The organism is Usitatibacter rugosus (assembly GCF_013003965.1).
Taxonomy (GTDB): domain Bacteria; phylum Pseudomonadota; class Gammaproteobacteria; order Burkholderiales; family Usitatibacteraceae; genus Usitatibacter; species Usitatibacter rugosus.
Genome location: NZ_CP053069.1, coordinates 1120276 through 1147014, shown reverse-complemented (window position 1 = coordinate 1147014; position 26739 = coordinate 1120276). Strand labels below are relative to the sequence as shown.

General features: G+C 66.5%; 21 protein-coding genes and 1 tRNA gene. 6 read left to right on the top strand and 16 right to left on the bottom strand.

Annotation, left to right across the window (positions count from 1 at the left end; translation table 11 throughout):
- Window position 1 precedes the first annotated feature (1 nt).
- Window positions 2-3682 (top strand): ATP-binding protein, encoded by a 3681-nt coding sequence (locus tag DSM104443_RS05820; protein ID WP_171090339.1) that lies wholly within the window; start codon window positions 2-4, stop codon window positions 3680-3682.
- 48 nt (window positions 3683-3730) lie between these two features.
- Window positions 3731-4201 carry a nuclear transport factor 2 family protein gene (locus DSM104443_RS05815; protein WP_171090337.1) on the top strand — a complete coding sequence of 157 codons (471 nt, stop codon included), beginning with the start codon at window positions 3731-3733 and terminating at the stop codon, window positions 4199-4201.
- Between the two features lie 3 nt (window positions 4202-4204).
- On the opposite strand, the gene DSM104443_RS05810 is transcribed toward DSM104443_RS05815, so the two are convergent.
- The 3 genes from DSM104443_RS05810 to DSM104443_RS05800 all read right to left on the bottom strand — a co-directional run bounded on the left by DSM104443_RS05810 (window position 4205) and on the right by DSM104443_RS05800 (window position 6523).
- Window positions 4205-4294: transfer RNA gene (locus DSM104443_RS05810), tRNA-Ser, on the bottom strand.
- A 31-nt stretch (window positions 4295-4325) separates the two neighbouring features.
- Complete coding sequence (locus DSM104443_RS05805) at window positions 4326-5228, bottom strand: peptidylprolyl isomerase (RefSeq protein WP_171090335.1); 903 nt, start codon at window positions 5226-5228, stop codon at window positions 4326-4328.
- The gene (locus DSM104443_RS05800; protein ID WP_171090333.1) at window positions 5225-6523 is read right to left on the bottom strand and encodes a tetratricopeptide repeat protein; all 1299 of its coding nucleotides are present in this window, start codon (window positions 6521-6523) and stop codon (window positions 5225-5227) included. Before DSM104443_RS05800 ends, DSM104443_RS05805 begins: the two co-directional genes overlap by 4 nt.
- Window positions 6524-6665: 142 nt before the next feature.
- Here DSM104443_RS05800 and DSM104443_RS05795 point away from each other — a divergent pair, with 142 nt between their 5' ends.
- On the top strand, window positions 6666-7664 hold the full coding sequence (locus DSM104443_RS05795; protein ID WP_171090332.1) for an ankyrin repeat domain-containing protein: 999 nt from the start codon (window positions 6666-6668) through the stop codon (window positions 7662-7664).
- Window positions 7665-7825: 161 nt separating this feature from the next.
- A complete protein-coding gene (locus tag DSM104443_RS05790; protein WP_171090330.1) occupies window positions 7826-8521 on the top strand; it encodes a Bax inhibitor-1 family protein in 696 nt (231 codons plus the stop codon).
- Between the two features lie 53 nt (window positions 8522-8574).
- Here the strand turns inward: DSM104443_RS05790 and rlmD are convergent, their stop codons facing one another.
- From rlmD to DSM104443_RS05765, 5 genes are read right to left on the bottom strand one after another with little or no spacing between them, the layout of a single operon-like run.
- Entirely contained in the window at window positions 8575-9882 is a 1308-nt protein-coding gene (gene rlmD / locus DSM104443_RS05785; RefSeq protein ID WP_171090328.1) for a 23S rRNA (uracil(1939)-C(5))-methyltransferase RlmD, read from the bottom strand.
- Window positions 9879-12233 (bottom strand): DVUA0089 family protein, encoded by a 2355-nt coding sequence (locus DSM104443_RS05780; RefSeq protein ID WP_171090326.1) that lies wholly within the window; start codon window positions 12231-12233, stop codon window positions 9879-9881. Before DSM104443_RS05780 ends, rlmD begins: the two co-directional genes overlap by 4 nt.
- A complete protein-coding gene (locus DSM104443_RS05775) occupies window positions 12230-13222 on the bottom strand; it encodes a sterol desaturase family protein (RefSeq protein WP_171090324.1) in 993 nt (330 codons plus the stop codon). Before DSM104443_RS05775 ends, DSM104443_RS05780 begins: the two co-directional genes overlap by 4 nt.
- Window positions 13210-13938, bottom strand: coding sequence for a polysaccharide deacetylase family protein (locus tag DSM104443_RS05770; RefSeq protein WP_212756975.1), 729 nt, complete (start codon window positions 13936-13938; stop codon window positions 13210-13212). The genes DSM104443_RS05775 and DSM104443_RS05770 overlap by 13 nt, the downstream gene beginning before the upstream one ends.
- 3 nt (window positions 13939-13941) lie before the next feature.
- Window positions 13942-14910, bottom strand: a complete 969-nt coding sequence (locus tag DSM104443_RS05765) for a YncE family protein (RefSeq protein WP_171090322.1) — start codon at window positions 14908-14910, stop codon at window positions 13942-13944.
- Window positions 14911-14986: 76 nt separating this feature from the next.
- On the opposite strand from DSM104443_RS05765, the gene DSM104443_RS05760 reads away from it, so the two are divergent.
- A complete protein-coding gene (locus tag DSM104443_RS05760) occupies window positions 14987-15529 on the top strand; it encodes an NUDIX hydrolase (protein ID WP_171096243.1) in 543 nt (180 codons plus the stop codon).
- A 10-nt stretch (window positions 15530-15539) separates the two neighbouring features.
- Here DSM104443_RS05760 and DSM104443_RS05755 read toward each other — a convergent pair whose 3' ends face one another.
- The 4 genes from DSM104443_RS05755 to DSM104443_RS05740 are packed head-to-tail and all read right to left on the bottom strand — an operon-like array spanning window position 15540 to window position 21124.
- Window positions 15540-16214, bottom strand: a complete 675-nt coding sequence (locus DSM104443_RS05755; protein WP_171090320.1) for a S24/S26 family peptidase — start codon at window positions 16212-16214, stop codon at window positions 15540-15542.
- Window positions 16215-16231: 17 nt separating this feature from the next.
- Complete coding sequence (gene pdeM, locus DSM104443_RS05750; protein ID WP_171090318.1) at window positions 16232-16879, bottom strand: ligase-associated DNA damage response endonuclease PdeM; 648 nt, start codon at window positions 16877-16879, stop codon at window positions 16232-16234.
- Window positions 16876-19470: a ligase-associated DNA damage response DEXH box helicase gene (locus tag DSM104443_RS05745; RefSeq protein WP_171090316.1), complete on the bottom strand. Its 2595-nt coding sequence runs from the start codon at window positions 19468-19470 to the stop codon at window positions 16876-16878. The genes pdeM and DSM104443_RS05745 overlap by 4 nt, the downstream gene beginning before the upstream one ends.
- A gap of 19 nt (window positions 19471-19489) precedes the next feature.
- Window positions 19490-21124: an alkaline phosphatase family protein gene (locus DSM104443_RS05740; RefSeq protein ID WP_171090314.1), complete on the bottom strand. Its 1635-nt coding sequence runs from the start codon at window positions 21122-21124 to the stop codon at window positions 19490-19492.
- A gap of 93 nt (window positions 21125-21217) precedes the next feature.
- Between DSM104443_RS05740 and DSM104443_RS05735 the strand changes: the two genes are divergently transcribed.
- Window positions 21218-21730, top strand: a complete 513-nt coding sequence (locus tag DSM104443_RS05735) for a hypothetical protein (protein ID WP_171090312.1) — start codon at window positions 21218-21220, stop codon at window positions 21728-21730.
- On the opposite strand, the gene DSM104443_RS05730 is transcribed toward DSM104443_RS05735, so the two are convergent.
- The 4 genes from DSM104443_RS05730 to tfpB are packed head-to-tail and all read right to left on the bottom strand — an operon-like array spanning window position 21705 to window position 26712.
- The gene (locus DSM104443_RS05730) at window positions 21705-22133 is read right to left on the bottom strand and encodes a hypothetical protein (protein ID WP_171090310.1); all 429 of its coding nucleotides are present in this window, start codon (window positions 22131-22133) and stop codon (window positions 21705-21707) included. The two genes, DSM104443_RS05735 and DSM104443_RS05730, sit on opposite strands and share 26 nt — an antisense overlap.
- Window positions 22134-22139: 6 nt before the next feature.
- Window positions 22140-24515 (bottom strand): penicillin acylase family protein, encoded by a 2376-nt coding sequence (locus DSM104443_RS05725; protein ID WP_171090308.1) that lies wholly within the window; start codon window positions 24513-24515, stop codon window positions 22140-22142.
- Between the two features lie 8 nt (window positions 24516-24523).
- Window positions 24524-24928 (bottom strand): hypothetical protein, encoded by a 405-nt coding sequence (locus DSM104443_RS05720; protein ID WP_171090306.1) that lies wholly within the window; start codon window positions 24926-24928, stop codon window positions 24524-24526.
- The gene (gene tfpB, locus DSM104443_RS05715; RefSeq protein ID WP_171090304.1) at window positions 24925-26712 is read right to left on the bottom strand and encodes a type IV pilus assembly ATPase TfpB; all 1788 of its coding nucleotides are present in this window, start codon (window positions 26710-26712) and stop codon (window positions 24925-24927) included. Before tfpB ends, DSM104443_RS05720 begins: the two co-directional genes overlap by 4 nt.
- Window positions 26713-26739: the final 27 nt, after the last annotated feature.

The following is a 26739-nucleotide window of genomic DNA, read 5'->3' as shown; positions in this document are numbered from 1 at the left end:
CATGGCGACTGCGGCATTCCTCGAAGGTGGCGGCGAGCTGGGCGCGCTGATGCGCGCCTACGATTGGTCCGCGACCCCGCTCGGCGAGCCCGAGGGTTGGCCGCGCAGCCTCAAGACCGCGGTGCGCATCATGCTCACGTCGCGCCAGCCGTTCTGGCTCGGCTGGGGACCGGATCTCACCTACCTCTACAACGACGCGTACAAGTCGATCATCGGCGGCAAGCACCCGCGCGCGCTCGGCCGGCCGTTCTCCGAGGTGTGGAGCGAGATCTGGGACGTGGTGGGCCCGATGGCGCAAGGCGTGATGACGCGAGACGAAGGCACGTACGTCGAGGAGCAGCTCCTCATCATGGAGCGGCACGGCTACCAGGAGGAGACGTACTACACGTTCTCGTACAGCCCGGTGCCCGACGACGAGGGACGCGTCACCGGACTCATCTGCGCGAATTCCGAGGACACGGGCCGCGTGATCGGCGAGCGCCAGCTTGCGCTGCTGCGCGAGCTCGCCTCGCGCACGGCCACGGCTCGCACGTGGCAGGACGCATGCCACCGCTCGATGGACGCTTTCGGCACGAACCGGCGCGACCTTCCGTTCGCCCTGCTCTACGCTCGGCGCGACAACGACCAGGCCTTCGAGCTCGCCGCCGCTTGCGACGGTAGCGGCAGCCTGCACGACCCCGCCCAGTGGCCCCTCGCGCGCGTCCTCCACACGGGCGAACCGGCGGTCGTCTCGCTGGAACGCATGACCGGGCTGCCCAAGGGCGATTGGCCTCGCCCGCCCGAACAAGCGGCCGTGCTGCCCGTGGTCTCTCCCGGCGGGTCGGGCCACAGTGGAGCGCTGGTCGTGGGGCTCAGCCCGTTTCGCCGCTTCGACGGCGCCTACCGCGACTTCCTGGGCCTCGTAGCGGGCCAGGTTGCTGCCGCGATCGCGAACGCGGAGGCCTACGAGCACGAGCGCCTGCGCGCGGAGGCCCTGGCCGAGCTCGATCGCGCCAAGACCGCGTTCTTCAGCAACGTGAGCCACGAATTCCGCACGCCGCTCACGCTGATGCTCGGGCCGATCGAGGAACTGGCGCTGAAGGCCGAGACCGACGGGCCCGCGGAAGACCATGCGCAGCTCGCCGCCGTGCAACGCAACGGCCATCGGCTCCTGAAGCTCGTGAACACGCTGCTCGACTTCGCGCGCATCGAGGCGGGCCGCGCGCAGACCTCTTTCGAGGCGACGGACCTCGCCGCGTTCACCGCGGATCTCGCCGCGAACTTCCGCGCCGCGTGCGAACGCGCCGGTATCGCGCTGCGCGTCGAGGCACCCCCTGCGAGCGAGCCGGCGTGGATCGACCGCGAGATGTGGGAGAAGGTCGTCCTCAACCTGCTTTCGAACGCGTTCAAGTTCACGCTGCAGGGCGAGATCGCGGTGACGGTGCGCGAGCGGCCCGAAGGCTTCCAGCTCAGCGTGCGCGACACCGGAGTCGGCATTCCCGCCGAATCGCTGCCGCACATGTTCCAGCGCTTCCACCGCGTCGAAGGCACGCGGGGCCGCAGCCATGAAGGCAGCGGCATCGGCCTGGCGCTCGTGCAGGAGCTGGTGAAGGTCCACGGCGGCCGCATCGAGCTGCGGAGCACCCTGGGCGAGGGGACGGAGTTCGTCGTCACGCTGCCGAAAGGGTTCGAACATTTGCCCGCCGATCGCGTCCAGGCGAAGGCCGTGCTCGCGAGCAGCGCGCCGCGCGCCGGCGCGTACGTGGAAGAAGCGTTGAGCTGGCTGCCGGACTCGGCGCCCGCCGCGAATTCCGAATCCCGGAACGTCGCGCGCGTGCTGGTCGCCGACGACAACCGCGACCTGCGCGATTACCTCCGCCGCCTCCTCGGGAAGGACTACGAGGTCATCACCGTGGGCGACGGAGAGGAAGCGCTGGCCGCGATGCGCTCGCAAATGCCCGACCTGGTCGTCTCCGACGTGATGATGCCGAAGCTCGACGGCATCGCGCTGGTGAAGGCCATCCGCGGCGATCCCGCGCTTCGGACCTTGCCGATCATCCTGCTCTCCGCGCGTGCGGGTGAAGAGGCCCGCATCCACGGCATGGCGAGCGGCGCCGACGACTATCTCGTGAAGCCGTTCAGTGCGCGCGAGCTGCAAGTGCGCGTCGCGGCGCTGCTCGAATCCGCCGAGGTGCGGCGCGAATCGCAGGCCGAACTCCAGCGCAATGCCGCGCAACTCTCCGCGCTGGTGGACGCGGCACCGCTGGGCATCTACATGGTCGACGGCAGCTTCCGCCTCGCGGCGGTGAATCCGATCGCGCTGCCGGTGTTCGGCGACATCCCGAACCTCATCGGCATGGATTTCGAGGAGGTCCTGCACAGGCTCTGGCCGAAGGCCGATGCCGAGGAGATGACGCGCAACTTCCGGCGCACGCTGGCCACCGGCGAGCCGTTCACGGTGCCCGAGTACGCGGAGAAGCGCGTCGACAGCGGCATCGTGGAGTACTGGCAGTACCGCGTGCACCGCATCCCGCTGCCCGGCGAAGAGTACGGCGTGGTCTGCTACTTCCGCGACATCTCGGCCGACGTCCGCGCGCGCGAGGCGCTGCGCGAAGCGGACCGCCGCAAGGACGAGTTCATCGCGACTCTCTCGCACGAGCTGCGCAATCCGCTGGCGCCGCTGCGTAACTCGCTGCACCTGCTCGGCATGGCGCGCGATTCCAATCCCGCCGCCCAGCGCGTGCACGAAGTGATGGAGCGCCAGGTGAACCACCTGGTGCGCCTGGTCGACGACCTGCTCGAGATGTCGCGCATCAGCCGCGGAACGCTCGAGCTGCGCCGTGAGCCAGTGGACCTGGCTTCGATCGTGCGCAACGCCGTGGAAACCGCGGACCCGTTGATGCAGGCCGGTGGCCATCGTCTCGACCTGAAGCTTCCGGAGGCTCCGGTGATGCTCGACGCCGACCCCGTGCGCTTGGGACAGGTGCTGGGCAATGTGCTCAACAACGCGGCGAAGTACACCGAGCCCGGCGGGAAGATCGACGTGGAGGCTCGTGTCGACGATGGCGTCGTCCAGGTTTCGGTGCGGGACAACGGCGCGGGCATCGCACCCGAGGAGCGCGAGCGCATCTTCGACATGTTCACGCGCGGCACCGGGCGGCAGAGCGTCGGAGGCTTGGGCATCGGCCTGGCACTCGCGCGCCAGCTCATGAAGCTGCATGGCGGCACCATCGAGGCGAGCAGCGAAGGCCTTGGCCGGGGGAGCGAGTTCCGCGTCCGCCTGCCGGTGCTGGACCACGCCCTCGCCGCCGAATCGTCAGCACCGAACCTCGCGCAGGGACTGGAAGGCAAGCGCGTGCTGGTCGTGGACGACAACCGCGACGCCGGCGACAGCCTCGCCATGATCCTGCGCATGCTCGGTTGCGACGTACGTGTTGCTGGCGAGGGGCCTGAGGCGCTCGAGGTGCTGAAGTCGTTCGCCGCGGAGGTCGTGCTGCTCGACATCGGGATGCCCGGGATGGATGGCTACCAGGTCGCTCGCGAGATCCACCGCAATGCCGGCGGTTCGCGGCCGGTGATCATCGCGCTCACCGGGTGGGGCCAGGAGCAGGATCGGCTCAAGGCCCGCGAAGCGGGCTTCGACCACCACCTGGTCAAGCCCGCGGAGATCGGGCCGCTGCAGGAGCTCCTGGCTTCGCTTTGAACGGAGGGTGCGCTTTATAGTGGGCAACCTTCCTCGACGACGTTACTCATGAAGACCGCAACCGCCGCCCTCACCGCCCTCCTGGGAGCTTCCGCCATGGCTCTTGCCGCCAGCCCCGCCGACGATCAAGCCACCGTCGCCCGCCTCGACACCGAGTACCAGGCCGCGGTGAAGCGCAACGATGCCGACGGCATGGCGCGCATCCTCGCCGAGCCGATGGTCCTCGTCTCCGGCGGCGGCCAGGTCGTGACGCGCGAGCAACTCCTCGCCGAAGCGCGTGCGAAGAGCGTGACCTACGAGCAGCAGGACGAGATGCCCGGCACGCAGGTCGTGCGAGTCTGGGGAGACACGGGCGTCGTCACCGCGCTGCTGTGGCTGAAGGGCGTGGACAGCGGCAAGCCGTTCGACCGGAAGCTCTGGTTCAGCGACACGTACGTGCGCACGAAGGACGGCTGGAAGTACGCGTTCGGGCAGGTCGGGCGGGTGGTGGAGCGGGATGGGAAGCCGGTCTCGCCTTGAGGGTGGCGGAGGGTGTGAGATTCGAACTCACGAGAGCTTTTCAGCCCTGCCGGTTTTCAAGACCGGTGCCTTAAACCGCTCGGCCAACCCTCCTCTTGCACCGCTGGTGCCTTGTCAAATGATTCTAAAGCGTTTGTCGCCGGCCGCACGCGTAGTCATACATCTGCTTCGCAAACGTGTCTGGCCTGATCGGCTTGAACAGGACGCTTGGCAACCCTACGGAGCTCTGTCCCAGCACCCTTCCGACTCCCCCGCGGCCTTCGAATTCGGCGAACGACAGGAAGCCCACTTGGCCCTTGACGCAGTCGATGGCCGATCGTGTCTGGACTGAGCGCGCGCAGCCCATCGGATGCTTCGACGCAACGAGCTCACCCTCGATGTACTCCACGTGCTGGGTCACGACTCGAATCGTTCCTTGGCCCTGTCGATCCGCGCGCAAGAACAACAAGTTCGAGTTTGCGTCCATCATCGGCTGAGACCAGCCATCGCCGATAAGCGCCTGCACCTTCTCAGCCAGCGTGCCGCGATCAACCGGCTGGAGCGCAAGCTCAATACCGCCCCTGGCCGCTCCTGCCGTGCCCTTGAGTGCCGAGTCCAGAGGCAATCTGCACACGTCCGCCACTCGCTCGGAGCCGAACGCGGTCACGTAAGACAAATGCCAACCAAACTCCGTCCGAAACGGTCCGACCACCTCGTTGGCAGTGCCGCCAAAGATGTTGCGCTCGAAGCCTGGAACCATCTCGCCGGGAAAGACCTTCCCGAGATCGCCGCCCGTGCGCGCACTGGACGCGTCGATGCTCGAGCGACGGGCGGCCTCCTTGAAGCGGGCGAATTGCTCGGGCGGGGCGACCGATTTGATTTCCTTCAACAGGCGCTGCGCATCCGCCTCTGATTTCACCAGGATGTGAAATGTCGTGGCGGTCCGAATCGTTTCCCCTTCGCGGGGTCGGCTTGCCTTCGAGAGTTCATCGGCATTTGCAAGGGCCGTGGCGAAGGTGCAAGCCCAGACGATCGCGGCCCGCCTCATTGCGCGGGCGCCGACGCACCATCCCAGCCGAGCTTGAGTTGCCGGAGCTCCTCCTGCGCCGGGCGGAATCCTTGGGCAGCCGCCTTCTGCCACCACTTGATCGCCTGCGTCATGTCCTTGGGACTGCCGTAGCTTCCATCGGCGTACATGTTCGCGAGATTGAACTGGGCGCCCGGTGACCCCAGGGCTGCACCCGCCAGGAACAATCGCCGGGCTTCCGCGGAATCCTGCGCGACACCTTTCCCGGCGACGTACATTGCGCCGAGGTTGTTGAAGGCGTCGGCGTAGTCCTGCGCCGCTGCCTTGCGGTACCACTTCAATGCCTCGACATGATCATTCGCGGCAGCGTAGCGACCCCCGAGATTGTATTGCGCCCTCGGATTGCCTTGCTCGGCCGCCAGGCGATACCACTTGAGACCCTCGCCACCGTCCTGCGCGACGCCGCGGCCGGACGTGTACATCACGGCCAGGCTGTTCTGGGCCTCCCCGTGGCCCCGTTGGGCGGCCTTTCGATACCACGCCACAGCCTCACCTTCGTCCTTGGCGACTCCGTGGCCCTTTTCATAGGCGAGTCCCAGATTGAACTCGGCTTGGGGATCGTCTTGCGCTGCGGCCCTGCGGTACCACTTCAACGCCTCCGCCTCATCTTTCGCGACGCCGGATCCGAGTTGATACATCAGTCCCAAGCCATTCTCGGCCGGCGCATACCCTCCCTCGGCGAGCGGGCGGAAGCGCGCGAGGGCCGTCTCGAAGTCACCCTTCTCGAATGCCGTCTTCCCTTCGTTGAATCGCGCGGCTTTGCTCTCGGGTTGAGTCGGATCCTCCGCTTGCTCGAGAAGCCGATACATCTTCGGAGTGCGTGTGCGCCAGACTCCGGAGAGCAGATCGTCGAATAACAGCGAGCACCGATACGCCAACATCGGATCGCTGAGAACCTTCAGTTGGCTCTCGAGCGCGGAGGACGCTCGGTAGATCATCGCGTTGTACTCCGGGCGCCCTTCGTATTCCTTCAGGTAGAGATCGGCCTTCTCGATGATGGCCTTCTCCTTCAGCTTCCAGGCGTCGAGCTTTCCATCGATCTCGCGGGTTCTTGCCGGAAACCGGGTACTGCAAACGTTGCGCACGGTGATTGCGTCCACCATCCTGGTCTTCATCATCCCAGCGGCCTCGTTAATGGTGGCCGCATCCGCGTACTGGACCTGAGCCAGCGCCGGCAGACAGGGAATGACTGCCATCACCGCGACGAATGTCCAGGCGTACTTCGCTGGGGACGGCACTGGAAGATCTCCGCTCAAGAAGGCTCCTCTCGTTTCTCGCGAAGGATAGTATCTTGAAGTCTTACTGCGTACCGACCGGCACCGCACGATGCGCTTGCGCCATCCAATAACTGCCAATTCATTCGCCCTCTGCATCGGCCTGGCGAGCGCGGGACAGGCGATGGCGGACGAGATCGATGCCAAGGTCCTGACCCTCGTCGTCGAAACGGCCGTGTTCATGGACGTATGCGGCGACCAATTTCCCGTATCGAAGGCAGATCTCGACAAGGCGTTCGCGGGATGGGTCGTTCTCAGGCTCCCCATCCCCGGGCTGGCGGACGTGCTGAGACGGGACAGCGCGGAACGCCGCGCCATGGAGGCCGCGATCGGGCCCTACTTCAAGCGCATCCCCGGCCATGAGAAGGAAATCGAATGCTCGGGGCGCTACAAGATGCTCGTGCAATCCCGTCCCACGCTTGAGGGAGACGCGGCCGAAGTGCCCAAGGACGTTCTCGATCGATACGGTCCGCCGGGGCGAACGGCGGTGGCGGTGGTGGCCAAGGAACGCACCGTGCCGATTCCTCCGCAGCGTCCGCCGTATTTCATTTCGCTCGACACGGCCTATGGCCAGAAGGCAGATCTCCGTGTCGTGATGGGCAATCACGCCTTTCGCGGTCCGAACTCGAGCTACGGGCCGACCACGGAGGTGCTTCCCAGGGAGATGACCGTCACGTGGAGGTACGCCGACGGCGAGGAGAAAACGAGGACCCTCGACCTCTCCCGCGGCGTACCCGCGGCCTTCGACCAAGTTCGCATCAAGCTGAACGGGGGCGATCCCCTGGTCCTCTTTGAAGTGAAGGATCGCGGCCGGGAATCGCGCATTCCCTATGGGGAGACGCCCGAGCAGGCCACGAAGCGGCAGTTCAGCGAGGCTCTCTGGCTGGCGGCCAACTTTGGCCGGCTGGAGGAAGTGAAGGACCTCTTGGAAAAGGGCGCCGACATCGACTACGCGCTCGACGACATCAACCCTTCGGTCCTGCGGGTCGCGTTCAATGCGCGGAAGCTCGAAGTGGTGGACTGCCTGCTCTCGCGGGGCGCGAAGATGCGCAAACCCGATTGGCGGGAGCCGTTGCTCGCGGAACGCGCGGTAGCGGCCGGCCAAGCCAAGCCCGCGCCCTAGACCTGTTTTTTGTAACTACCTGATTATAAACAGGTTAATTTCCGGCGTCACCGCTATCGAATATCGCGTTCAGGAACCGTTCAGGTTCTTGAAACCGACGCGGTTCTCCCATACTCTAATGTTCGGGTCGATCGCGACCCACACAGACACAGAGGATATCCATGGAATCCCGTATTCCGACCCCGCTCAACACCGGCTCCACGCTGGCGCTTGGCCAGAACCGGGTCCTGCGCAACACGTACGCCCTGCTCGCCCTGTCGATGGTGCCGACGGTTCTCGGCGCCTGGATCGGCGTGGCCACCGGCTTCAACCTCTTCAAGCTCGGCCACCCCGCCATCGGCTTCATCGTGTTCCTGGCGGCCGCGTTCGGCTTCATCTACGCCATCGAGAAGACGAAGAACAGCGCCGCGGGCGTTCCCGTGCTGCTGGCCTTCACGTTCTTCATGGGCCTGATGCTCTCGGCCATGCTCACGCACATCATGTCGTTCCGCAACGGCGCCTCGCTGATCGCGCTCGCGTTCGGCGGCACCGCGACCATCTTCATCGGCATGGCGGCCTGGGCCTCGACCATCAAGCGCGACCTCTCCGGCATGGGCAAGGCGCTGATGATCGGCGTGATCATGCTGATCGTCGCCGGCTTCGCGAACATCTTCCTGCAGTTGCCGGGGCTGATGATCGCCATCTCGGTGATCGCGATCGGGATCTTCTCCGCCTTCCTGCTCTATGACCTGAACCGCATCATGATGGGCGGCGAGACCAACTACATCACGGCCACGCTCGCCGTGTACCTCGACCTCTTCAACATCTTCCAGAACCTGCTGGCGCTGCTGGGCATCTTCGGCGGCGACCGCGACTAGACAGCCTCCCCCTGGGGCTTTGGAAGGGCGGCCTCGGCCGCCCTTTTTCTTTCCTACTCCGCCACGCGCTCGAAGAGCGCGATGGATTCCACGTGCCCCGTGTGCGGGAACATGTTGACCACGCCCGCGGACACCAGGCGATAGCCCTTCACGTGCACCAGCACGTTCGCATCGCGCGCCAGCGTGGAAGGGCTGCAGGAAACATAGACGATGCGTGAAGGACCCGGCTCGGGCATGAGCTTCGCGATATCCATCGCGCCGTCGCGAGGCGGGTCGATGAGGAGCTTGTCGACGTGGCCCAGGGCGTCCAGCGCGCCCTCCGCGTCCTTGTAGAGGTCGTAGGCGACGAAGGTCGCGCGATCGGAAAGCCCGTTGCGTCGCGCGTTGTCCTGCGCCCGCTCCACGAGGAAGGGCGCGCCTTCCATGCCGATCACATCCGCGCCGCGCGTGGCGATCGCCAGCGTGAAATTACCCAGGCCGCAGAAGAGATCTCCGACGCGCTCGCCGGGCTGCGGATCGAGGAGGTCCACCGCCCGCTTCACCAGCACGCGGTTCACGCCCGCATTCACCTGCGTGAACTCCGTCGGCTTGTACGCGAGCGAGAGGTCGAACTCCGGCAAGCGGTAGTCGAGCTGCGGCGCTTCCTTCGGGTAGTACGGCACGGCCGTATCCGGACCCTTCGACTGCAGCCACCACTGGATGCCGGGATGGCGGTCGGCGAAGTCGCGGAGCTTCTGGAGATCGCCCTCGGGCAGCGGATCGAGGTGGCGCAATACGAACACCGTCACATCCTCACCCACGGCGAGCTCCAACTGCGGCACGCGGTCGCGAAGCGCGAAGGTCATGAACATCTCGCGCAGCTCCGGGATCAGCGCAGACACCGAAGGCGGCAGCACTTCGCAGGAGCTTGTGTCCGCGACGAAGGAGGAACGCTTCTCGTGGAAGCCCACGAGCACGGCGCCCTTCTTCACGACGTAGTGCACCGAGAGGCGCGCGCGCGTGCGGTAGCCCCACGTGGGGCCCATCACCGGCGGCAGGATCATGCCCGGCTGCACTTTGCCGATGCGCGCCAGGTTGTCCTCCAGCACGCGCTGCTTGGCAGCGACCTGCGCCGAGGGCTCCACGTGCTGCATCGCGCAGCCGCCGCAGTTTCCGAAGTAGCGGCAGCGCGGCGTCACTCGCATCGGGCTCTCCTTCACGACATGCGTGACGGTGCCGACATCGAAGTTGCCCTTGCTGCGGCGCTTGCTGTATTCGACCAGCTCGCCGGTGATGGCGCCGTCGATGAAGACGACCTTTCCATCCACGTGCGCGACGCCGTTGCCCTCGTGGTCGAGGGACTCGATCTTCGCGACCGTCACGGCTCGCACTGCACGTGGGGCGAGGCGAAGGTCTGCCGCGTGATGTCCTTGACGACGGAGGTGCCGTTGATCGAGTACGTGATCGAGGCCTTGTTGCCGTTGGTGATGCTGATGGTCATGTTGCCGACCTGGATCGGAGTGACGGGCGTCCACGGCGAGGCGTTGAACGGCGGGCCGGACGTGCGATAGAGCTCGCCGCTGTACACGCCGTTGGAGGTACGGGCGCCGCGCGAGAGCAGGTACCAGCGCGGCTTGTTCTCGGCGTCGTACGTGAAGAGCGTGGCGAAGATGATGTTGCCCTGGTGCTCGAAGTTGATGCCCCAGCCCGGCTCGGCCGCGGCCCACCAGAGGTCGGTGTAGTTGAAGGCGTAGGTGCGATCGAAGTCGGACCAGTCGCAATCGGGGCGCGTGCCGAACTCCTGCGGCGTGATGTTCTTCACGACCTGCGTGCCGTTCACCGAATACGTCATGACGGCGGAAGTCTTCGAGGCGAACGTGAACTTCATGGTGCCCACGGCCACGGGGTTGAAGCTGCCCCACGGCTGCGCGTTGAACACCGGTCCTGTCACGCGATACAGATCGCCCAGGAAGGAGCCATCCGCCTGGCGCTCGCCGCGCGACATGATGAGCCACATCGGCGTGCCGTCGGTGTCGTACGTGAAGAGCGTGGCCACGATGATGTTGCCCTGGTGGTTCACGTTCACGCCCCAGCCCGATTCGGCCGCGTTCCACCACGAGGCGGTGTAGTTGTCCGGGCCCGCGTCGACCATGGTGACCTTGAGGCCGTAGGCGCCAGTCAGGGAAGGGTCCCAGTGCGCGACGTGGATGTAGTACGTGCCGGCCGGCAGGCTGTGGGTGATGCCCGAGTCGAGCCCGCCCGACTGCGCGTCGTCGTTGGCGGCGATGGCCTCGCCGCTCGCGTCCATGAGCGTGGCGACCGTGTCGATGCCGCCGCTCGTGCGCAGCGTCACCACGCGCTTGCCGGTGAGGTAGAAGCGGTAGATGTCCACGTCGCCGCCGTAGTTGATGACGTGGGTGCCGAAATCGATCGTGCCTCCGGGCTGCACGTTGAGCGGGAGATCCGTACCCGCGCCCGTATTGGGAACGGCCGCCCAGTCCTTCACGCGGTTCACCGCGTCGTCCGGGCCGGGATTGCTGATACCGATGAACGGCGCCATCTGCGGGTACATCACCTCGACGCGGCCGAAGATCGTGGCACCGGTGGTGGCGGTGCAGCTCAGGTCCTCGCTCGCCGCGGAGGTGACGCCGCGAAGCTCGAGCTGGCCCTGCGAGTTCAGCGTGTAGAGGCCGCTTCCGCTCGAGCCCGGCTCGATGAGGCCCTTGTCCATGCTCACCCAGTACATGTCGTACGGGAGGTCGAAGTTGCGCGTGGTGCCGACGATGGTGCCCGTCGTATAGCGCGCCGCATCGCCGCGCGGATGGCTCAGCGTGACGACCGCCTGGCCCTCGTTCGCGCGGAACTGGTTCAGCGGCGCGTACGTCACGCCCTCGGGCGGCGAGAGGTTCATGCGGAGCATGGTCATGTCGGTGTTGTAGTTCGGGAACACCATCGACATGCCGCCGGCCACCTGCTTGGTGAGCGGATCGAACGTCAGGAAGCCGCAGGGCGTCTGCTCGTAGAAGAAGTTGCTGGTGACGCTCGCCGCCGAGTTCTCGTTGCCGATGCAGTGGTTCGCCGTGAGGACGAAGGGCGCGTGCAGCGGTGTATCGACGAGCGTGGCCGAGCACAGGAACGCCGAGCCGCCGTCGATGAAGCTGATGCGAAGGAGCGATTTCTTCCGCTCGGCGATCGCGGCGTCCAGCGTGCCGTCGCCCGTGGGGCAGCTCGTGGATAGCGTGCAGGACGACGAGGCCTTCGGGAACGGCGTTTCCGTCATGTGGACGATCGCGCCGACGTTGAGGGACGCGTCCGGCGGACGCACGGCGCTGAAGATCTCGATCGACTGCGTCTCGCCTTCGGTCCACGGCGTCCAGGCCACGGGCCCCAGCAGTGGTTCGACGGTCATCGTCTCGACGCCGCCGCCCGTGCCTTGCGCGCGCAGTTCCACGGCACCCGGCAATTTGGAGAGATCGAGGCGGACGCGAAGGCTGAGCGCGCCCTTCGACGTGGCATTCACGCGCGCGACGTAGCCGCCGCGCTCCGCGGTCCACTCCGTGAGCGCGGCCGCCTTGGGCAGCGTGCGGACGATGCCGCTACGGTGGCGGCCGGCGGCATCCGCGGGCAGCGCGAGGGCGGCCTTGGACGGCGGGTCGAGCGTGACCTCCAGCGACGCAGCGGCGGCGAGCGCGGAGGTGGAAGCGAGGAGCAGGGAGAGCAGAAGGTTTTTCATGGCGTGATCGAATCGTGGGCGGCGGGCGTGCGGTCCCGGCGCCGGGGTTTGAGCGCGGCGCCCAGGCGAGCGAGGCCCAGCGCCTGCTGGCGCCAGAAGCCCGTGCCGTAGTCGCGGCCGTGCAGTTGGTCGCGCACGCCGGTGGCGGCAAAGCCGCCCCGGGTGTTCGCGGTTCCGAAGAGGTGGTCCCAGACGGGAAGCAGCGTGGCGAAGTTGCAGCCTTTGTAGTCGCCCTCGTGGCCGATGCCGATGGCGTGATGCGCGCGGTGGAAGCGCGGAGTCACCACCAGCGCCTCGCCGATGCGGCCGAAGGTGAGGCGCGCATTCACGTGGGAGAAGCTTTCGATCATGCGCGTCACCACGACCGCGAGCGCGAACTGCGCCGGCGGCACGCCGATGGCGAGCGCCACGAGCGCGAAGCAGGCATCCACGATGAGGTCATCCAGCAGATGGTTGCGGTCGTCCGTCCAGAAGGTCATCACGCGCTGGCTGTGATGGAGGCTGTGCAGGGCCCACCACCATTCGAAGCGATGCTGGGCACGGTGCAGCCAGTACGCGACGAAATCGAGGATCACCAGATATACGGCGAACGACAGGAACGGATGCTGGTGCAGGCTCGGCCACGCGTCTTCCAGCTTGAGCGGCACGATGTCGCGCATGCGAAGCCAGCCGTCGAACGCATCCACCGCGGGCGTGAGCAGCAGGAAGAACACCAGGGGTGCCACGCCCAGGCGCTGGAGGAATGTATAGATCACGTCCGCCCGGACGGCGCGACGATCGCTCCAGACTTCGATGGGGCGCCAGCGCTCGAGCGCCGAGAGCACGGCCCACAGGATGGCGATCTCGAACACGCCGATCAGCACCAACTCCGTCGCGTCGAAGGCTTGCTCCATGTACGTGGAGAGCCCGAGCGCGAAGACGAGGGGCTCCACCAGGTGCTCGAACACCCAGCCGTGGAGCAGCGCCCAGGCTTGCGTCAGTGCTTCCATGCCTTGCCTTCGGGAATGCGCGCGAAGCAGAAGCCCTTCGCCTTCAGGCCGCCGATCACCGTATCCAGCTTCGGCCACAGCGCGTCCTCGCGCGACCAGATGCCGAGGTGCCAGAGGAGCACGTCACCATCCTTGATGTCTTTGAGCTGCCGCTCGATCAGCTTGTCGCTCGGATACTTGTCCGAGGGGAGCTCATCGCCACTGAAGCCCGCGGGCGACCACGCAACGTGCTTGAACCCGCACGTCTTGGCGAAAGCCTCCGCGCGCGGCGTGAGCTTGCCGCCGGGGGCACGCCAGATGTGATCGAAGCCGCGGCCCGTCATAGCCTTGAACGCGATCTCGGGTTTGCGGAGCTCCGCACAGAACGCTTTCGCATCGAGGGATTCGGCTTGCTTGTCGTTGGAGACGTAGCGGATCTTGTCCTCGCCCACGTCGCTGCGCACGTACCAGTGGCGCCACGTGTGCGAGCCGAACGCATGGCCTTCATCGGCCAGGCGCTTCCAGTACGGGGCCCACGCGGGATCGAGCGTGGTGTCGCCGCGCTTGGTCTTCTCGTTGGCGAGGAAGAAGGTGGCCTTCACGTCGTGCTTGCGGAGGATGTCGGCCATGGCTTCGGCCGGTTCCATGTTGCCCGTGTCCAGCGTGAGGTACACGGTGCCGGTGCAGGCTGCGTGCACCGCGGGGGCGGCGAGGAGCAGGAGGGCGAAGCGGAACACGGTTTACTGGCGCGGCGCGTGCGACGCGAAGTAGATGCCATGCGGGGATTTGCCGACCGGGATGCGGCCGACCACTTTCTTCGTGCCCATGTCGACGACGGTGACCTGGCGGATCCAGCGCGAGGTGACCCACAACTGCTTCCCATCGCGGGTGAGCTCCATGCAGTCGGGCCCTCCGGGGACTTTGAAGGACTCCTTCACCTCGAGGGCCTGCTGGTCGATGATGGTCACGGTGTTGGAGACGCGGTTGGAGACGAGGACGTGGCGCCCATCGCCCATCGCGAGGAAGTTGTGGGCGCCCTCGCCCGTTTCAAGCTTCTTCACGACCTTGGCGGTGCGCCAGTCGATCACCTCCACGTGCTTGTCTCCCGTGTTGCCGACCAGGAGGTGCTTGTCGTCGGGCGTCATCCAGATGCCGGCGGGCTGCTTGCCGACGGTGATCTTCCACTTTACGGCTTGCGTGGCGAGGTCGATGGCGACCAGCTCGTTCGATTCCTGCAGCGTGACGAACGCGAGCGTGCTGCCCGCATCGAAGGCGATGTGGCTCGGGACCTTCGGCATCTCGATGCGCTTCACGAGCTTCAACGGGTTGGAATAGATATCGATGCGATCGAGGCGATTCGAGGCGGCGACGAACCACTTCTTGTCGGGAGAGAAACCAATTTGATACGGATCGCTGATGCGCTCCACGCGACGGATGATCTCGCCCGTCTTCGGGTCGAGGTAGACGAGGTCGTTGCTCGCGGCGTTGGCGACGATGAGTTCCTTGCCGTCGGGCGTGGCCATCAGGTGATGCGGCTCCTTGCCCACGGGGATGCGGTTGACCTCTTTCATCGCGATCGGGTCGACGATGGACACCGTTCCGTCCCCCGAATTCAGGACGATCACGCGCTCGCCGGGGCCGAAGTTCGCAAGCGCGGGGACAGCCAGCGCCGCGGCGGCCAGGAGAAGCGTTTTTGCAAGGAATTTCATGGGGTTATGTTAGCATGCGGAGGCACCTCCCCTAACGCGTCACCCCCGATTTTTGCTGACGGATGTAACGAACTTGATCCGTTTCTGCGCCCTCTGCGGCTCGGCCACCACCGAGCGCGTCCCCGAAGACGACAATCGCCTGCGCGCGGTGTGCAACGCGTGCGGCCACATCAACTACGTGAACCCGAAGATCGTCGCGGGCTGCCTGCCGGTGTGGGAGGACGGGCGCATCCTCCTCGCACGGCGCGCCATCGAGCCGCGCTACGGCCGCTGGACTCTGCCCGCGGGCTTCATGGAAGTGAACGAATCGGTCGCGGAGGGTGCCGCTCGCGAGGCCTTGGAAGAGGCGAATGCGCGTGTGGAGATCACGGACCTCTATACGGTCTACTCGATCCCGCACATCAGCCAGGTCTACATGATGTTTCGCGCGAAGTTGCTCGACGCGAACGTGTCTCCGGGTTCGGAGAGCCTCGAGGTGAAGCTCGTCACCGAAGACGAGATCCCCTGGGACGACCTCGCTTTCGCGATGGTGCGGCTGACGCTCCAGCACTTCATCGCGGATCGCAAGGCCGGCACGTTCGTCACTCGCTTCGGCGACATCCGTCCGCCCGAGCGGTAATCAGGGTCAGCTACTTTTTCTCGACGGTCTTGCAGCATTCCCCTCGTGCAGGCGACCAAAGCACCGCGGTGATGATGGCAACGACATCCGTTGCCGCCACCCCGCGTTCGATCGGGCTGAATGGCAGGTCGAACGTCACCACGTACGTGCCATCGTCCTCCTCCCACTTGATCCGGCGCAGGACACGAACGCCCGTCTCGGGAGATTGCACGACGACCAGTGTTCCCTCGGGCAACCCCGTGCGTCGCGCGCTCCAGGTATCCGCAAGCACGATGTCGCCGGCGCGAATCGTGGGCGCCATCAGCGCCGACGGCACATGGAAAGTTCCGTAGCCCAGCAGACTTTCCCGCACGGTCATCAGCGGCATCAATGCAACCGAGGTGGCCACGATCCAGGGGACGAGGAAATACCAGCGCGAGTACCAGGGGCGTGTGCCGCGTCCCGCGCGAAAACCGAGGATGGCGCTGTCGATCACCGAGAACAGCAGCATGCCGATGCCTGCAACGACGACCACGGCGAATCCCGGGAGCTTCGAGATCGCTCCGGACGCGGCCGCCCCGATCACGGTCGCCGCGAAGATCGCGAACACGACGAGGAAGCGCCGGGCGCGCCCCAGGTACAGGTGCCCCGTGCCCGGTACGGCGAATCCAAGAACGGCCCCGAAAGCGGCGTGGGGAATGGACACGGAAAAAGTAGCTGACCCTAATTTCCGACGGAGATCACTTCGCCGTCGGCGATGACGAAAACCTGGTCGCCTTCGCGGGGCCGCACCACGGCGGAGCCCGTGAAGGCGCCGAACGCGGGCAGCACGCCGACCCGCGGAGAGAACCAGAAGCACGGCAGCCGAACCGAGTCGCCTTCCCCGGAGAGGCGTACTGCGGGATGGATGTGGCCTGCGAGCACGTAACCCCCGCGCTTCGCTTCGGGATGATGATTCGCTATGAACGGCCCGAGCACGGCGCCTTCATCCACGCATTCGATGTTCCAGTCTTCGCGCGGATCGCCGGCGCTGGTGTCGTGGTTTCCGCGGACGAGGACCAGGTCCACGGCGCTGTGCTTCTCGCGCCATGCACCGAACGTCGCTTCGGTGGAGCGCGCCTTCGAGGCCTTCGCATGCAGGAAATCCCCGAGGAACACCACGCGCCGCGCTCCGGTAGACGCGATCGCCGAGGCGAGGCGCGTCACGTTGTCGGTGGTGGTGCCCGAGGGCATCGGGATGCCGGCGCTTCGAAAGGCCGCCGCCTTGCCGAGATGGAAGTCGGCCACGAAGAGCGTCGCCTCACGCGGCCAGTAGAGGGCCTTCTCGCGCAACATCACGACCTTCTCGCCGGCGACGATGCATTCGATCATGGGAGGAGTTTCAGCTGGATCCCCGCCTTCGCGGGGATGACGGTGCCCGTGGCGTCGCCGTCCGCGAAATCGGCTTCGGGCGGCGCAGCCTTGTCGAACTCGAGCTGCATCTTCTTCACCCGATCGACGAGCTTCTCGCTCGTGAGCTTCTCGCGGAAGCGGCTCACCATGATCGGGAAGGCGAAAGGCGTCGGCTTGTGCGTCTGGCGGATGAGGATGGGCGAGGTCTCGATGCGCTTGAGTCCGTCGGCCAGCCGCGTGAACTCGAGCTGGCGCTCCAGCACCTCGCGCTCCGCCTGGCCCAGCAGCGGGTTCTTCGGATCCCAGCGCGCGAACACCTCCCAAATGAGGCCGGAAGTCGCCTGCACCTGGCGATTGGTCTTCGGCTGCCCTGGGTAACCCTGGAACACGAGCCCCGCCACGCGCGCGATCTCGCGGAACTGGCGCTTCGAGAGCTCGGCGGCGTTGAGGCTCGCGATCATGTCTTCCAACAGATTCTCCGTGGAGACGAGGCCTCCCTTCAGCAGCGGCAACAACTCGAAGCGTTCGCGCGACACGAGCTCGAAACCATAGTCGGTGAAGCCGAGGCTGAACGAAGCTTTGCGGATGCGGGCAAGGCGATAAGCGAAAAGCGCCGAGATGCCGACATGCACCGACCGCCCCTCGAACGGATAGAAGAAGATGTGGTGGCCTTCGCGCGTCTCGGTCTGCTCCACCAGCATCTCGTGGCGGCGCGGGATGCGCGACCAGGAATGCTGGAGCTTGAGCAGGCGCGAGATGGCGCGCATCTCGGGCTCGTCCTCGCGATGGTCGATGTGGAGCTCGAGCAGTTCGCGGATGCTCTGCGACACCTCGTTGGAAAGCGGGCATCGGCCTCCGTCCCAGCGCGGCACCGTGGCCGAGCCGGGCTTCGCGGGACGAACGTACGCCGTCATCTCCTCCATGCGGATGAACTCCAGCACGTGGCCCGCGAAGATGAACGCGTCGCCGGGTGCCAGGTGCGCGATGAACGACTCCTCCACGCTGCCCAGGCGCTTGCCGCGCATGTACTGCACGTTCACCGACGCTTCGGAGACGATGGTGCCGATCGACATGCGGTGTCGCTTCGCGATCGCCGGCTGGCTCACGCGGTAGCGGCCGTCCTCGCCGAGCTCGACCTTGTGGTAATCGGGATACGCACGCAACGCCTCGCCGCCTCGCGTCACGAAGTCGAGCGCCCACTGCCATTCCGCGTCGGTGAGGTCGCGATAGGCGGCGGAGCTCATCACCTCGGAGCGCATCTCGGCTTCCTCGAAGCCCTCGCCCACCGCGATGGTCACGAGATGCTGCGTGAGGAGATCGAGCGGGCGATCGACGGGCACGCGCGATTCGATCCGCCCTGCCATCGCCGCTCGTCTTGCCGCCGCAGCCTCCACGAACTCCAACGCATGAGAGGGAACGCATGTCACACGGCTCGCCTGTCCTGGGGCGTGGCCCGAGCGGCCGGCTCGTTGAAGAAGACGCGCAACGCCCTTGGCACTGCCGATCTGCAGCACCTGGTCCACCGGCGAGAAGTCCACGCCGAGATCGAGGCTGGAGGTGGCGACGACGGCCTTCATGCGGCCTTCCTTCAGGCCCTGCTCGACATAGCGGCGCACGTCCGCATCGAGCGATCCGTGGTGTAGCCCGAGAATGCCCGCCCACTCCGGCTTCGCTTCGAGCAGCCCCTGGTACCAGAGCTCCGCCGACGACCGCACGTTCGTGAACACGAGCGTCGAGCGTGCGCCCTCGATCGCCTCGATCACCTCGCCCAGCATCGCCAGCCCCAGGTGCCCAGCCCACGGGAAGCGATCGATGTCCGTGGGGATGAGCGTGTCCATGATCACCTTCTTGTCCGACACGCCCTTCACGATTCTCCGAAGATCGTTCGTCGTCCCCGCGGAGGCGGGGACCCATGGATTCCCGCCTTCGCGGGAATGACGGAGTGCGACCTCGTGGCGCGGAACCAGCCGATCCATCGCTTCCTGCAGATTCCCTAGCGTTGCGGAAAGGCCCCACGTGCGAAGCGCGGGATTCCACTTGCGAAGGCGAGCGAGGCAAAGCTCCGCCTGCACGCCGCGCTTGTTGCCGAGGAGCTCGTGCCATTCGTCGACGACGACCAGACGCAAGTCGGAGAGCTTCTCTCGTGCATCGGCACGCGACAGGATGAGCGACAGCGATTCCGGCGTGGTGACGAGCGCGCTGGGGAGCTTGCGGTCCTGCTTCGCGCGTTCGGAGGAGGAGGTGTCACCGGTGCGAAGGCCCACGGTCCACGGAAGACCGAGGCCCTCCACAGCGCGCTGCATCGAGAGCGCCGTGTCGCCGGCGAGCGCTCGCATCGGCGTGATCCAGAGGACGCGAAGCGGCGGGGCCTTGCCCTCTCCCCGGCCCTCGGAGTTCTCCGCGATCCATTCCGCCAGCGGCCCGAGCCAGGCCGCGAGCGTCTTGCCCGAGCCGGTAGCCGAGTGCACCAGCCCCGATTCGCCGTTCAGGTACGCGGTCCAGACCTCACGCTGGAACGGGAATGCCGTCCAACCGTTGTCGCGGAACCAGCTTTCGAGCTTCTCGAGCACTTACCCTCGTACGTGGGCCTCAGCGCGGCGGCGTGAGGGGCAGCGGCTTGCCTTCCGCGGTGGCGGGCGGCGGGATCCCGAGCAGCCGCGCGATGGTCGGCGCGACGTCCGCCTCCTCGACGCGCGTGTCCACGCGGCCCGCGCCGATCCACGCCGGGCCGTAGAAGACGATCGGGATGTTGGTGTCGTACGGATGCGGCGAGCCGTGCGTGGTGCTGCTCGTGCTCGAGGTCATCATCCAGTAGGGCTTCAACGCATATTGGATGTCCCCCGAGCGCTCCGCATTCCACGACTTGCGCATCTGGTCGAAGAACGGCGCGCCGGCGCGGCTGTTGCTCACGATTTCGGCGCGCGTGTAGGCCACGGCCACGCCCTCTTCCGCTTCGAGCTGCTTGCGGGCCGCCTCGGTGATCGCGGCGAGATCGACTTTGCGCTCGGCGATGAGCTTCTTGTCGAGCTCCGCGGCCGACGCCGAGAAGTACTTCACCCACGCGCCCTCGCCGAACTGCTTGCCCAGCGCCGCGTTGATGCGCGCGATCGCCTGGCTGCCGCTCTGGCGCCCGGCATTGCGGCCGGCCGCGAGGCTTACCTCCGGCGCGGGCATGAAGCCGTGGTCCGCGGTGAGGATCAGCACGTAGTTGTCCTTGCCGACCATCCTGTCGAGGTCCTGGTAGAAGGACTGGAGCAGGCGATCGAGCTGCAGCGTGTGGTCGTGCGAAAGGCGCGACTCGGCGCTGTACGCATGGTTCACGTAGTCGTGGCCCGAGAGGCTGATCGAAATGATGTCGGGAGAATCGTCCGTGCCGAGGTTCTCGCCCACGATGGCCGCGCGTGCGAAGTTGAGCGTGAGGTCGTCGCCGAACGGGCTCGGCAGCAGGCCGCCGTAATAGAGCGGGCCGGGCTTGTCGCTGCCCTCGCCCATCTTCTTCGGGAGCGCTCCGCCCTTCGGATACCACTTCTGGCTGTCCGGCAGCGACTTCGCATACGACGCATCGTCGAGGAGCGGCTTCCACTCGCGGCCGAAGTACGCGTCGGCGGGCTTCGCGTCGTTGAACGCGGTGACCCACGGGGGGTGCTCCTTCATGTAGTACGTGGTCGAGGCGAATTGCCCGGTCTGCGCCATGTACATGTAGGCGGTGCCGCGATGGCCCGCGGGCAGGATCGCGCCGCGGTCCTTGCCCGAGATCGCGATCACCTTCGAATTCGGGTCGATCTTGCGAAGCACATCACCCACGGTATCGACCTTCAGGTTCTTCGGGCTGGTGCCGTCGAGCTTCTTGGTGGTGTGGCCGATGTAGGTGGCCGTGGGATCGCCGGTGCAATACACCATCTCGCCCGTGACGGGATCGCGCCACTCGTTGCCAATGATCGCCGTCTGGTGCGGATAAGCTCCGGTCAGCATCGTGGCGTGGCCGGCCGCGGTCACGGTGAACGCGTAGCCGTAATGCGCGTCGGAGAACCAGGTGCCGCGGTCGAGGAAGCGGCGGAAGCCGTCCGGGGCGAGCTGGTCGCGGTAGTCGACGAGCTGGCGTTCCGGGAAGCCGTCGATCGCCATGAACACCACCAGCTTCGGCTTCGAGGCGGTCGGCGCGGGGGTGCTGGCACAACCGGCAAGCAGGAGAAGCGCGGCGAGTGTCGCGAGGATTTTTTTCATGGTCTCTGGGGTCCGGGGCGGTGGAAAAGACAGCGGCTCTGGCGGCCACCGAAGTCGTCCATATTACGGCCTGATGCGTTACTTTTGGGGACCATGCCTTTCGCGTTCTACGACCGGCTCTCGCCCGCCCGCAAGCGCATCTATCGCAAGAGCGATGCGATCCTGCGAGTGGACATTCCGGATTTCCCCGCCCTGGTCCCGCTGGCCCGGGCGATCGCCGCACCCCTGGAAGGCGGGGATCGTGCCGCCCTCGAGCGTGCCTGCCAGGCGCTGGTCGAGGCCTTCAATGCCCGCCTCGCCACGCCGCCGCTGAAGGTCAAGGTCCTCGAGCGCCGCCCGAGCAACGACTACGGAGAGCTCCACGGTCTCTACGAGCCGCGCGAGCTGGACGAATACGCCCGAGGCGAGCGTGCCGTCATCACCGTCTGGATGCGCACCGCCCGCAAGGAGCAGCTCGTCAAATTCCGTACGTTCCTGCGCACGCTCGTCCACGAGTTCGTCCATCACCTGGACTACGAGCATTTCAAGCTCGCCGAGACCTTCCATACCGAAGGGTTCTATTCGCGGGAGTCCGCCCTGCTCAAGGATCTGCTCGAAGGCGATTGAGAATGAGCCAGAGCAGGCCGCCGCCCGCGGCGAGCGGCCAGAGCGCGAACACCATCACGATCAGGAGCTGCATCTCCCCGTCGCTACTGCCGCCCAGGCGATGGAAATGCCAAGGGACGAGGCGATAGATCACGAGGAGGCCCGCGAAGGCAGCGGCGAGCAGGAGCGGAATCGCCCCCGCCACCATCGACTTCGAGCGCGACGCCATGCCGATCACGGCGAGCGGTGGCCCGGCGTAGAACACGAAGACGAACGGCGCCACGAGCACGTCGGTCATCCCGAAGCCGTGTGTCTTGGAGAAAGCGGCCAGGCCCTCCGCGATGACGATGCTCGCCAGCACGGCGAGTGCGATCACCACCGTGATCATCCGCATGAGGAGCAGCGCGCCGCTGCGGTCGGCCATGGCCGCTCAGGGCACCAGGCGCAGCACGTACGCGGACTGCGAAGCGTCCGGCTTGGTGGGAATGGTGATGTAGTCCACGCGGGCCCAGCGCTCCGCGAGGTTCGAGTACCACCTCGACGCCACGTGCCCGGATTGCCCGGTCGAGTGCATGAAGACGGAGTTCTCGAGATTGGAGAAGTCGTAGATCGCCCGCAGGCTCGGCGCGTGGCGATTGGAGAACGGGAAGGCTTCGTCGCGGATCGTCGTGGCGCCCACGTTCACGCTCGTCGCATCGCCCGCGCTTTCCGGCTCCACGTTGAACAGGCGGCCGACCACGGGCGTGAATCCCAGCGGCCGATGCTGCCCGGCGGCGAAGTGCGCGTGCCCCCAGCGCCATTTCGATTCCTCGCCGTAGCGCTTCTGGAGATCCGCCGCGGCGAGGTCGAAGGCCTGCGATGCCAGCTCCTCGCACGTCTCCGCGTCCTTCGTGGTCACGTTGTCGCACCAGCCGACGTAGGGACGCTCGCCTCGCATCACGCCGATCATGAAGGCCGAGCGCAGCTCCCAGCCTTCGGGGAAGAGCGAGCCGAGCTCGTCGGCATACACCAGGCGCGTCAACTCGCGGTACCAGGCGCTGAAGACGAGCGGCGCGGCCTCGTTCACCGCCATGTTGCCCTTCCATCCGGCCACCAGCGCCTTCGCGCGCTTTCCGCCCTCCGTCGTGGGCTCGGCTGCGGCCATCATTGGCAGCGCCTCCACGGCGAGCCGCGAGAGGTCATCGGCTTGCAATGCGCGCATCGAGATCATCGAGTGCTTGTCGCGCGCGAGCAGCACCTTCTCCACGCGGTCGGCACGGTACGGCGGGAACCAGTCCGTCGTCATGAACTCGCGGTAGTCCGGCGGCGTGATGCGATGGTTCGCCGTGACGATCATGCCGGTGCGCGGGCTCACGATCGCGGGCAGGTTGTCGAACGGCACGAGGCCGTCCCAGTCGTACTTCGAGATCCAGCCGGGCACGGGCACGCGGCCCATCGCCTCGTTGTCGGCGCGGCGGCGCGGCACGAGCGCCGGGGCGATCATGCCGATCGTCCCCTCGACGTCGGCGTACACCAGCGTCTGCTGCGGCGAGTGGAAATCGCGCGCGGCCTCGACAATGCCGGCGGCGTTTCGCGCGCGGTTCAGCGCGAAGCCGCCGCGTGCCGTGGCGTTCTCCTCGGTGAGCGCGGCCCATGCGAGCGCGATCACGTGGCCCTTCGGCGTCACGCCCGCGACGTTACGCACGGCATCCGAGATCACGGGGCCGTGGCGCGTCGAGCGGATGCGCACGCGACGCTCCTCGGAGCCGACGCGGATCACCTCCTCGCGAATGGTGAAGGGCGCCGTGCCGCCGCCCGGCAGCAGGTAGCGCGTGGCGTCGTTGGGGGCGACGCGCTCGACGAAGAGGTCCTGCGTATCGCCGCCCGTGGTCGTCATCGTCCAGGCCACGCGGTCGTTGCGGCCCAGCACCACGAACGGAACGCCGGGCAGCGTGGCACCGACGACGTTGCCCTCCGGTGTCGCGAGGTGTGCGAGGTACCAGAGCGACGGCGCCTGCAGGCCCAGGTGCGGATCGTTGGCGAGCAACGGCTTTCCGCTCTCGGTATGCGAGCCGTCCAGCACCCAGTTGTTGGAGCCCACGGCCTCTTCGGTGCCGGGGAAGGCGGCCATGAGCTGGCCCGCGATCGGCTCGATCTTCTTGTAGAGCTCCGTGTAGTCCGGCAACGCGATCGCGGCATCGCCCGGATACGGCGGCATGATCTCGTTGGTGCGCAGCGCCCCGAGCTGTGCCGCGAAGCGCGCGCGGGAGAGCTCCGAGCGCCAGTTGCCGGAGAGGTCCCACGCCATCACGAAGAGCCAGCCGATCGTGTCCTCGGGCTTCCACGGCTCGGGCTCGATGCGGAAAACGGTGAACTCGGGCGGCAGCGGGGAGCCCGCCATCACGGCGTTCACGCCGTCGGCATAGGCTTGCAGCGACTCGCGCGTCTTCGCGTCGAGCTTGCCGGCGATCGTGATCGAGAGCTCGCGGATGCCGAGCGTGCGCATGAGGCGGTCGTTGTCGTAGGCGCGCTCGCCGAGGAATTCCGCGAGGCGGCCCGAGGCGACGCGCCGCTGGAACTCCATCTGCCACAGCCGGTCCTGCGCGTGGACGTAGCCCATCGCATACCAGCCGTCGCGTTCGGTGGCGGCGCGGATGTGCGGCACGCCTTCCTTGTCGCGCACGATCTCCACGGGCGCCGAGATGCCGCGAGCGACGAGCTCACCCTCGGTCGTGGGTAGCGAATGGCGAAGCCAGATGAAGGCGCCGGCGAGGGCGAGGACGACGACCAGCAGCAGGCCCGCGACGATCCGGAGGAAAATCCGCACGCGGCTCCCTACTCTTTGATGAGGGCGTTGCGCCGCGCCTGCTCTTCCTCGCGCGCGGCCTCGTATTCGCGGTATTGCCGCTCGCGTTCGTACTCGTAGCGCTCGCGCTCGACGCGCCGGCGCGTCTGTTCGTCGCGGCGCTCCTGCTCGCGGTCGAACGCCTCCTTCGAGAAAGCCTTCTTGACGGGCTCGGTGGCCGCCGGCGCGGGGCCGCCGGGACCTTCCGTCATGGCGCGCTCCGCGGCCTCGGTGCGCTCCTGGGCGCTGCGCCGGCCGTAGTTCTGCATCCGCTCGGTTTCGCGCACGCGCTGCTCGGCCTTCTGCTGCGCCCGCTTCTCACGGCGATCGCCGCCGTAGTAGGCGAGCATCACCGCGATCACGAGGCAGAACGACATGATGCCGAGGATCTTCATGCGAGCGGCGCTGCCTTCAGGACCTCTTCGAAGGTGGTCAGGCCCTGGGCGACCTTGGTGGCGCCGGAAACGCGAAGCGGGCGCATGCCGGCCTTGTAGGCGGCCTGCGTCAACGCGACCATGTCCGTTTCCTGGCTGATGAGCTTCTTGATCTCGCGCGTCATCGGGAGGATTTCGTAGATGCCGATGCGGCCCATGTAGCCCGTGTTGCGGCATTCGAGGCAGCCCACCGGCCGGTAGACCTCCGTGGGCGGCGGCGCCTTGAACGGGTGGCACACGGAATGCCACAGCGCGTGCTCCTCCTCGCGCTGGAACGGCACCTTCTCCTTGCAGTGCACGCACAGCGTGCGCAGGAGGCGCTGCGCCATGATGCCGATCAGCGTGGAGCTGATCAGGTACGCCGGCGCCCCGAGGTCGAGCAGGCGCGAGATGGAGTTGGGCGCGTCGTTGGTGTGGAGCGTCGAGAGCACGAGGTGGCCCGTGAGCGCCGCCTGGATCGCCATGTCGACGGTCTCGAGGTCGCGGATCTCGCCCACCATGATGATGTCCGGATCCTGGCGCATCAGCGCACGCACGCCGGCAGCGAACGTGAGGTCGATTTCCGCGTGCACCTGCATCTGGTTCACGCGCGGATCGACCATCTCGATCGGATCCTCGATGGTGCAGACGTTCACTTCCGACGTCGCGAGCTGCTTCAGCGTCGTGTAGAGCGTGGTCGTCTTGCCCGAGCCCGTGGGGCCGGTAACGAGGAGGATGCCGCCCGGCTCCTTGATCATGCGCTGCCAGGTCTCGTGCTCTTCCTTCGTGAAGCCCAAGTCCTTGAAGTCCCGCTTCAGCACTTCCGGATCGAAGATCCGCATCACGAGCTTCTCGCCGAAGGCGGTGGGCAGCGTGGACAGGCGAAGCTCGATCTCCTCGCCGTCGGGCATGCGGGTCTTGATGCGGCCGTCCTGCGGGCGGCGCTTCTCGACGACATCCATCCTGCCGAGGATCTTGATGCGCGAGGTCATGGCCACCAGCACCGAGTACGGCACCTGGTAGACCTCCTGCAGCACGCCGTCGATGCGGAAGCGGAGCACTCCGGCTTCGCGCCGCGGCTCGACGTGGATGTCCGAGGCGCGCTGGTCGAAGGCGTACTGGAACAGCCAGTCGACGAGGTGGACGATGTGGTGGTCGTTCGCGTCGAGCGTGCGGCCGGCCTTGCCCAGCTCGACCAGCTGCTCGAAGTTGGAGAGGCCCGAGGTCTGCACCCCCGAGACCTCCGCGCGCTTCATGCTCTGCGCGAGGTTGAAGAACTCGCCCTGGTAGCGCTCGATGTCGATCGGGTTGGCGAGCACGCGCTTGATGTTCAGGCGCAGCATCTGCGAGAGCTCGGCTTCCCAGCTGGAAGAAAAGGGCTCGCTCGTGGCGATGGTGACGTCCGTGCCCTTCACCTCGACCGGCAGGATGCCGCGTCGGGCCGCGTAGTCCGAGCTCATGACCTTGGTGACGGCCTTCAGGTCGATCTTCAGCGGATCGATGTGGTAGTACGGCACCTTGGTGCGTACGGCCAGCCACTGCGTGAGGCCTTCGATGTTCGCGGCCTGGCCGGTGCCGACGTTGCGGGCCTTCGCCTCCACGATCGTCACGAGGGGGTGCTTGCCGCCGCGCGTGTACTTGGCTTCCTGGACGATCTTGTCCGCTTCCTCGCGGGCGACGAGGCCGTCCTCGACCAGCCAGTCGCAGACCTCCTTCAGCGTCAATTTGCGGTCGACGGAGGCCTTCGGGGGAGAAGCGGTAGCCATATGGCTGGAATTATAAGAGGTATCGAA

Excerpts from the sequence above, each read along its gene's own strand:
- DSM104443_RS05820 (WP_171090339.1), top strand. The coding sequence starts at position 2 with ATGGCGACTGCGGCATTCCTCGAAGGTGGCGGCGAGCTGGGCGCGCTG.
- DSM104443_RS05815 (WP_171090337.1), top strand. The coding sequence starts at position 3,731 with ATGAAGACCGCAACCGCCGCCCTCACCGCCCTCCTGGGAGCTTCCGCC.
- DSM104443_RS05805 (WP_171090335.1), bottom strand. The coding sequence starts at position 5,228 with ATGAGGCGGGCCGCGATCGTCTGGGCTTGCACCTTCGCCACGGCCCTT.
- DSM104443_RS05795 (WP_171090332.1), top strand. The coding sequence starts at position 6,666 with ATGGCGGACGAGATCGATGCCAAGGTCCTGACCCTCGTCGTCGAAACG.
- DSM104443_RS05790 (WP_171090330.1), top strand. The coding sequence starts at position 7,826 with ATGGAATCCCGTATTCCGACCCCGCTCAACACCGGCTCCACGCTGGCG.
- DSM104443_RS05780 (WP_171090326.1), bottom strand. The coding sequence starts at position 12,233 with ATGAAAAACCTTCTGCTCTCCCTGCTCCTCGCTTCCACCTCCGCGCTC.
- DSM104443_RS05775 (WP_171090324.1), bottom strand. The coding sequence starts at position 13,222 with ATGGAAGCACTGACGCAAGCCTGGGCGCTGCTCCACGGCTGGGTGTTC.
- DSM104443_RS05765 (WP_171090322.1), bottom strand. The coding sequence starts at position 14,910 with ATGAAATTCCTTGCAAAAACGCTTCTCCTGGCCGCCGCGGCGCTGGCT.
- pdeM (WP_171090318.1), bottom strand. The coding sequence starts at position 16,879 with ATGATCGAATGCATCGTCGCCGGCGAGAAGGTCGTGATGTTGCGCGAG.
- DSM104443_RS05740 (WP_171090314.1), bottom strand. The coding sequence starts at position 21,124 with ATGAAAAAAATCCTCGCGACACTCGCCGCGCTTCTCCTGCTTGCCGGT.
- DSM104443_RS05735 (WP_171090312.1), top strand. The coding sequence starts at position 21,218 with ATGCCTTTCGCGTTCTACGACCGGCTCTCGCCCGCCCGCAAGCGCATC.
- DSM104443_RS05730 (WP_171090310.1), bottom strand. The coding sequence starts at position 22,133 with ATGGCCGACCGCAGCGGCGCGCTGCTCCTCATGCGGATGATCACGGTG.
- DSM104443_RS05720 (WP_171090306.1), bottom strand. The coding sequence starts at position 24,928 with ATGAAGATCCTCGGCATCATGTCGTTCTGCCTCGTGATCGCGGTGATG.
- tfpB (WP_171090304.1), bottom strand. The coding sequence starts at position 26,712 with ATGGCTACCGCTTCTCCCCCGAAGGCCTCCGTCGACCGCAAATTGACG.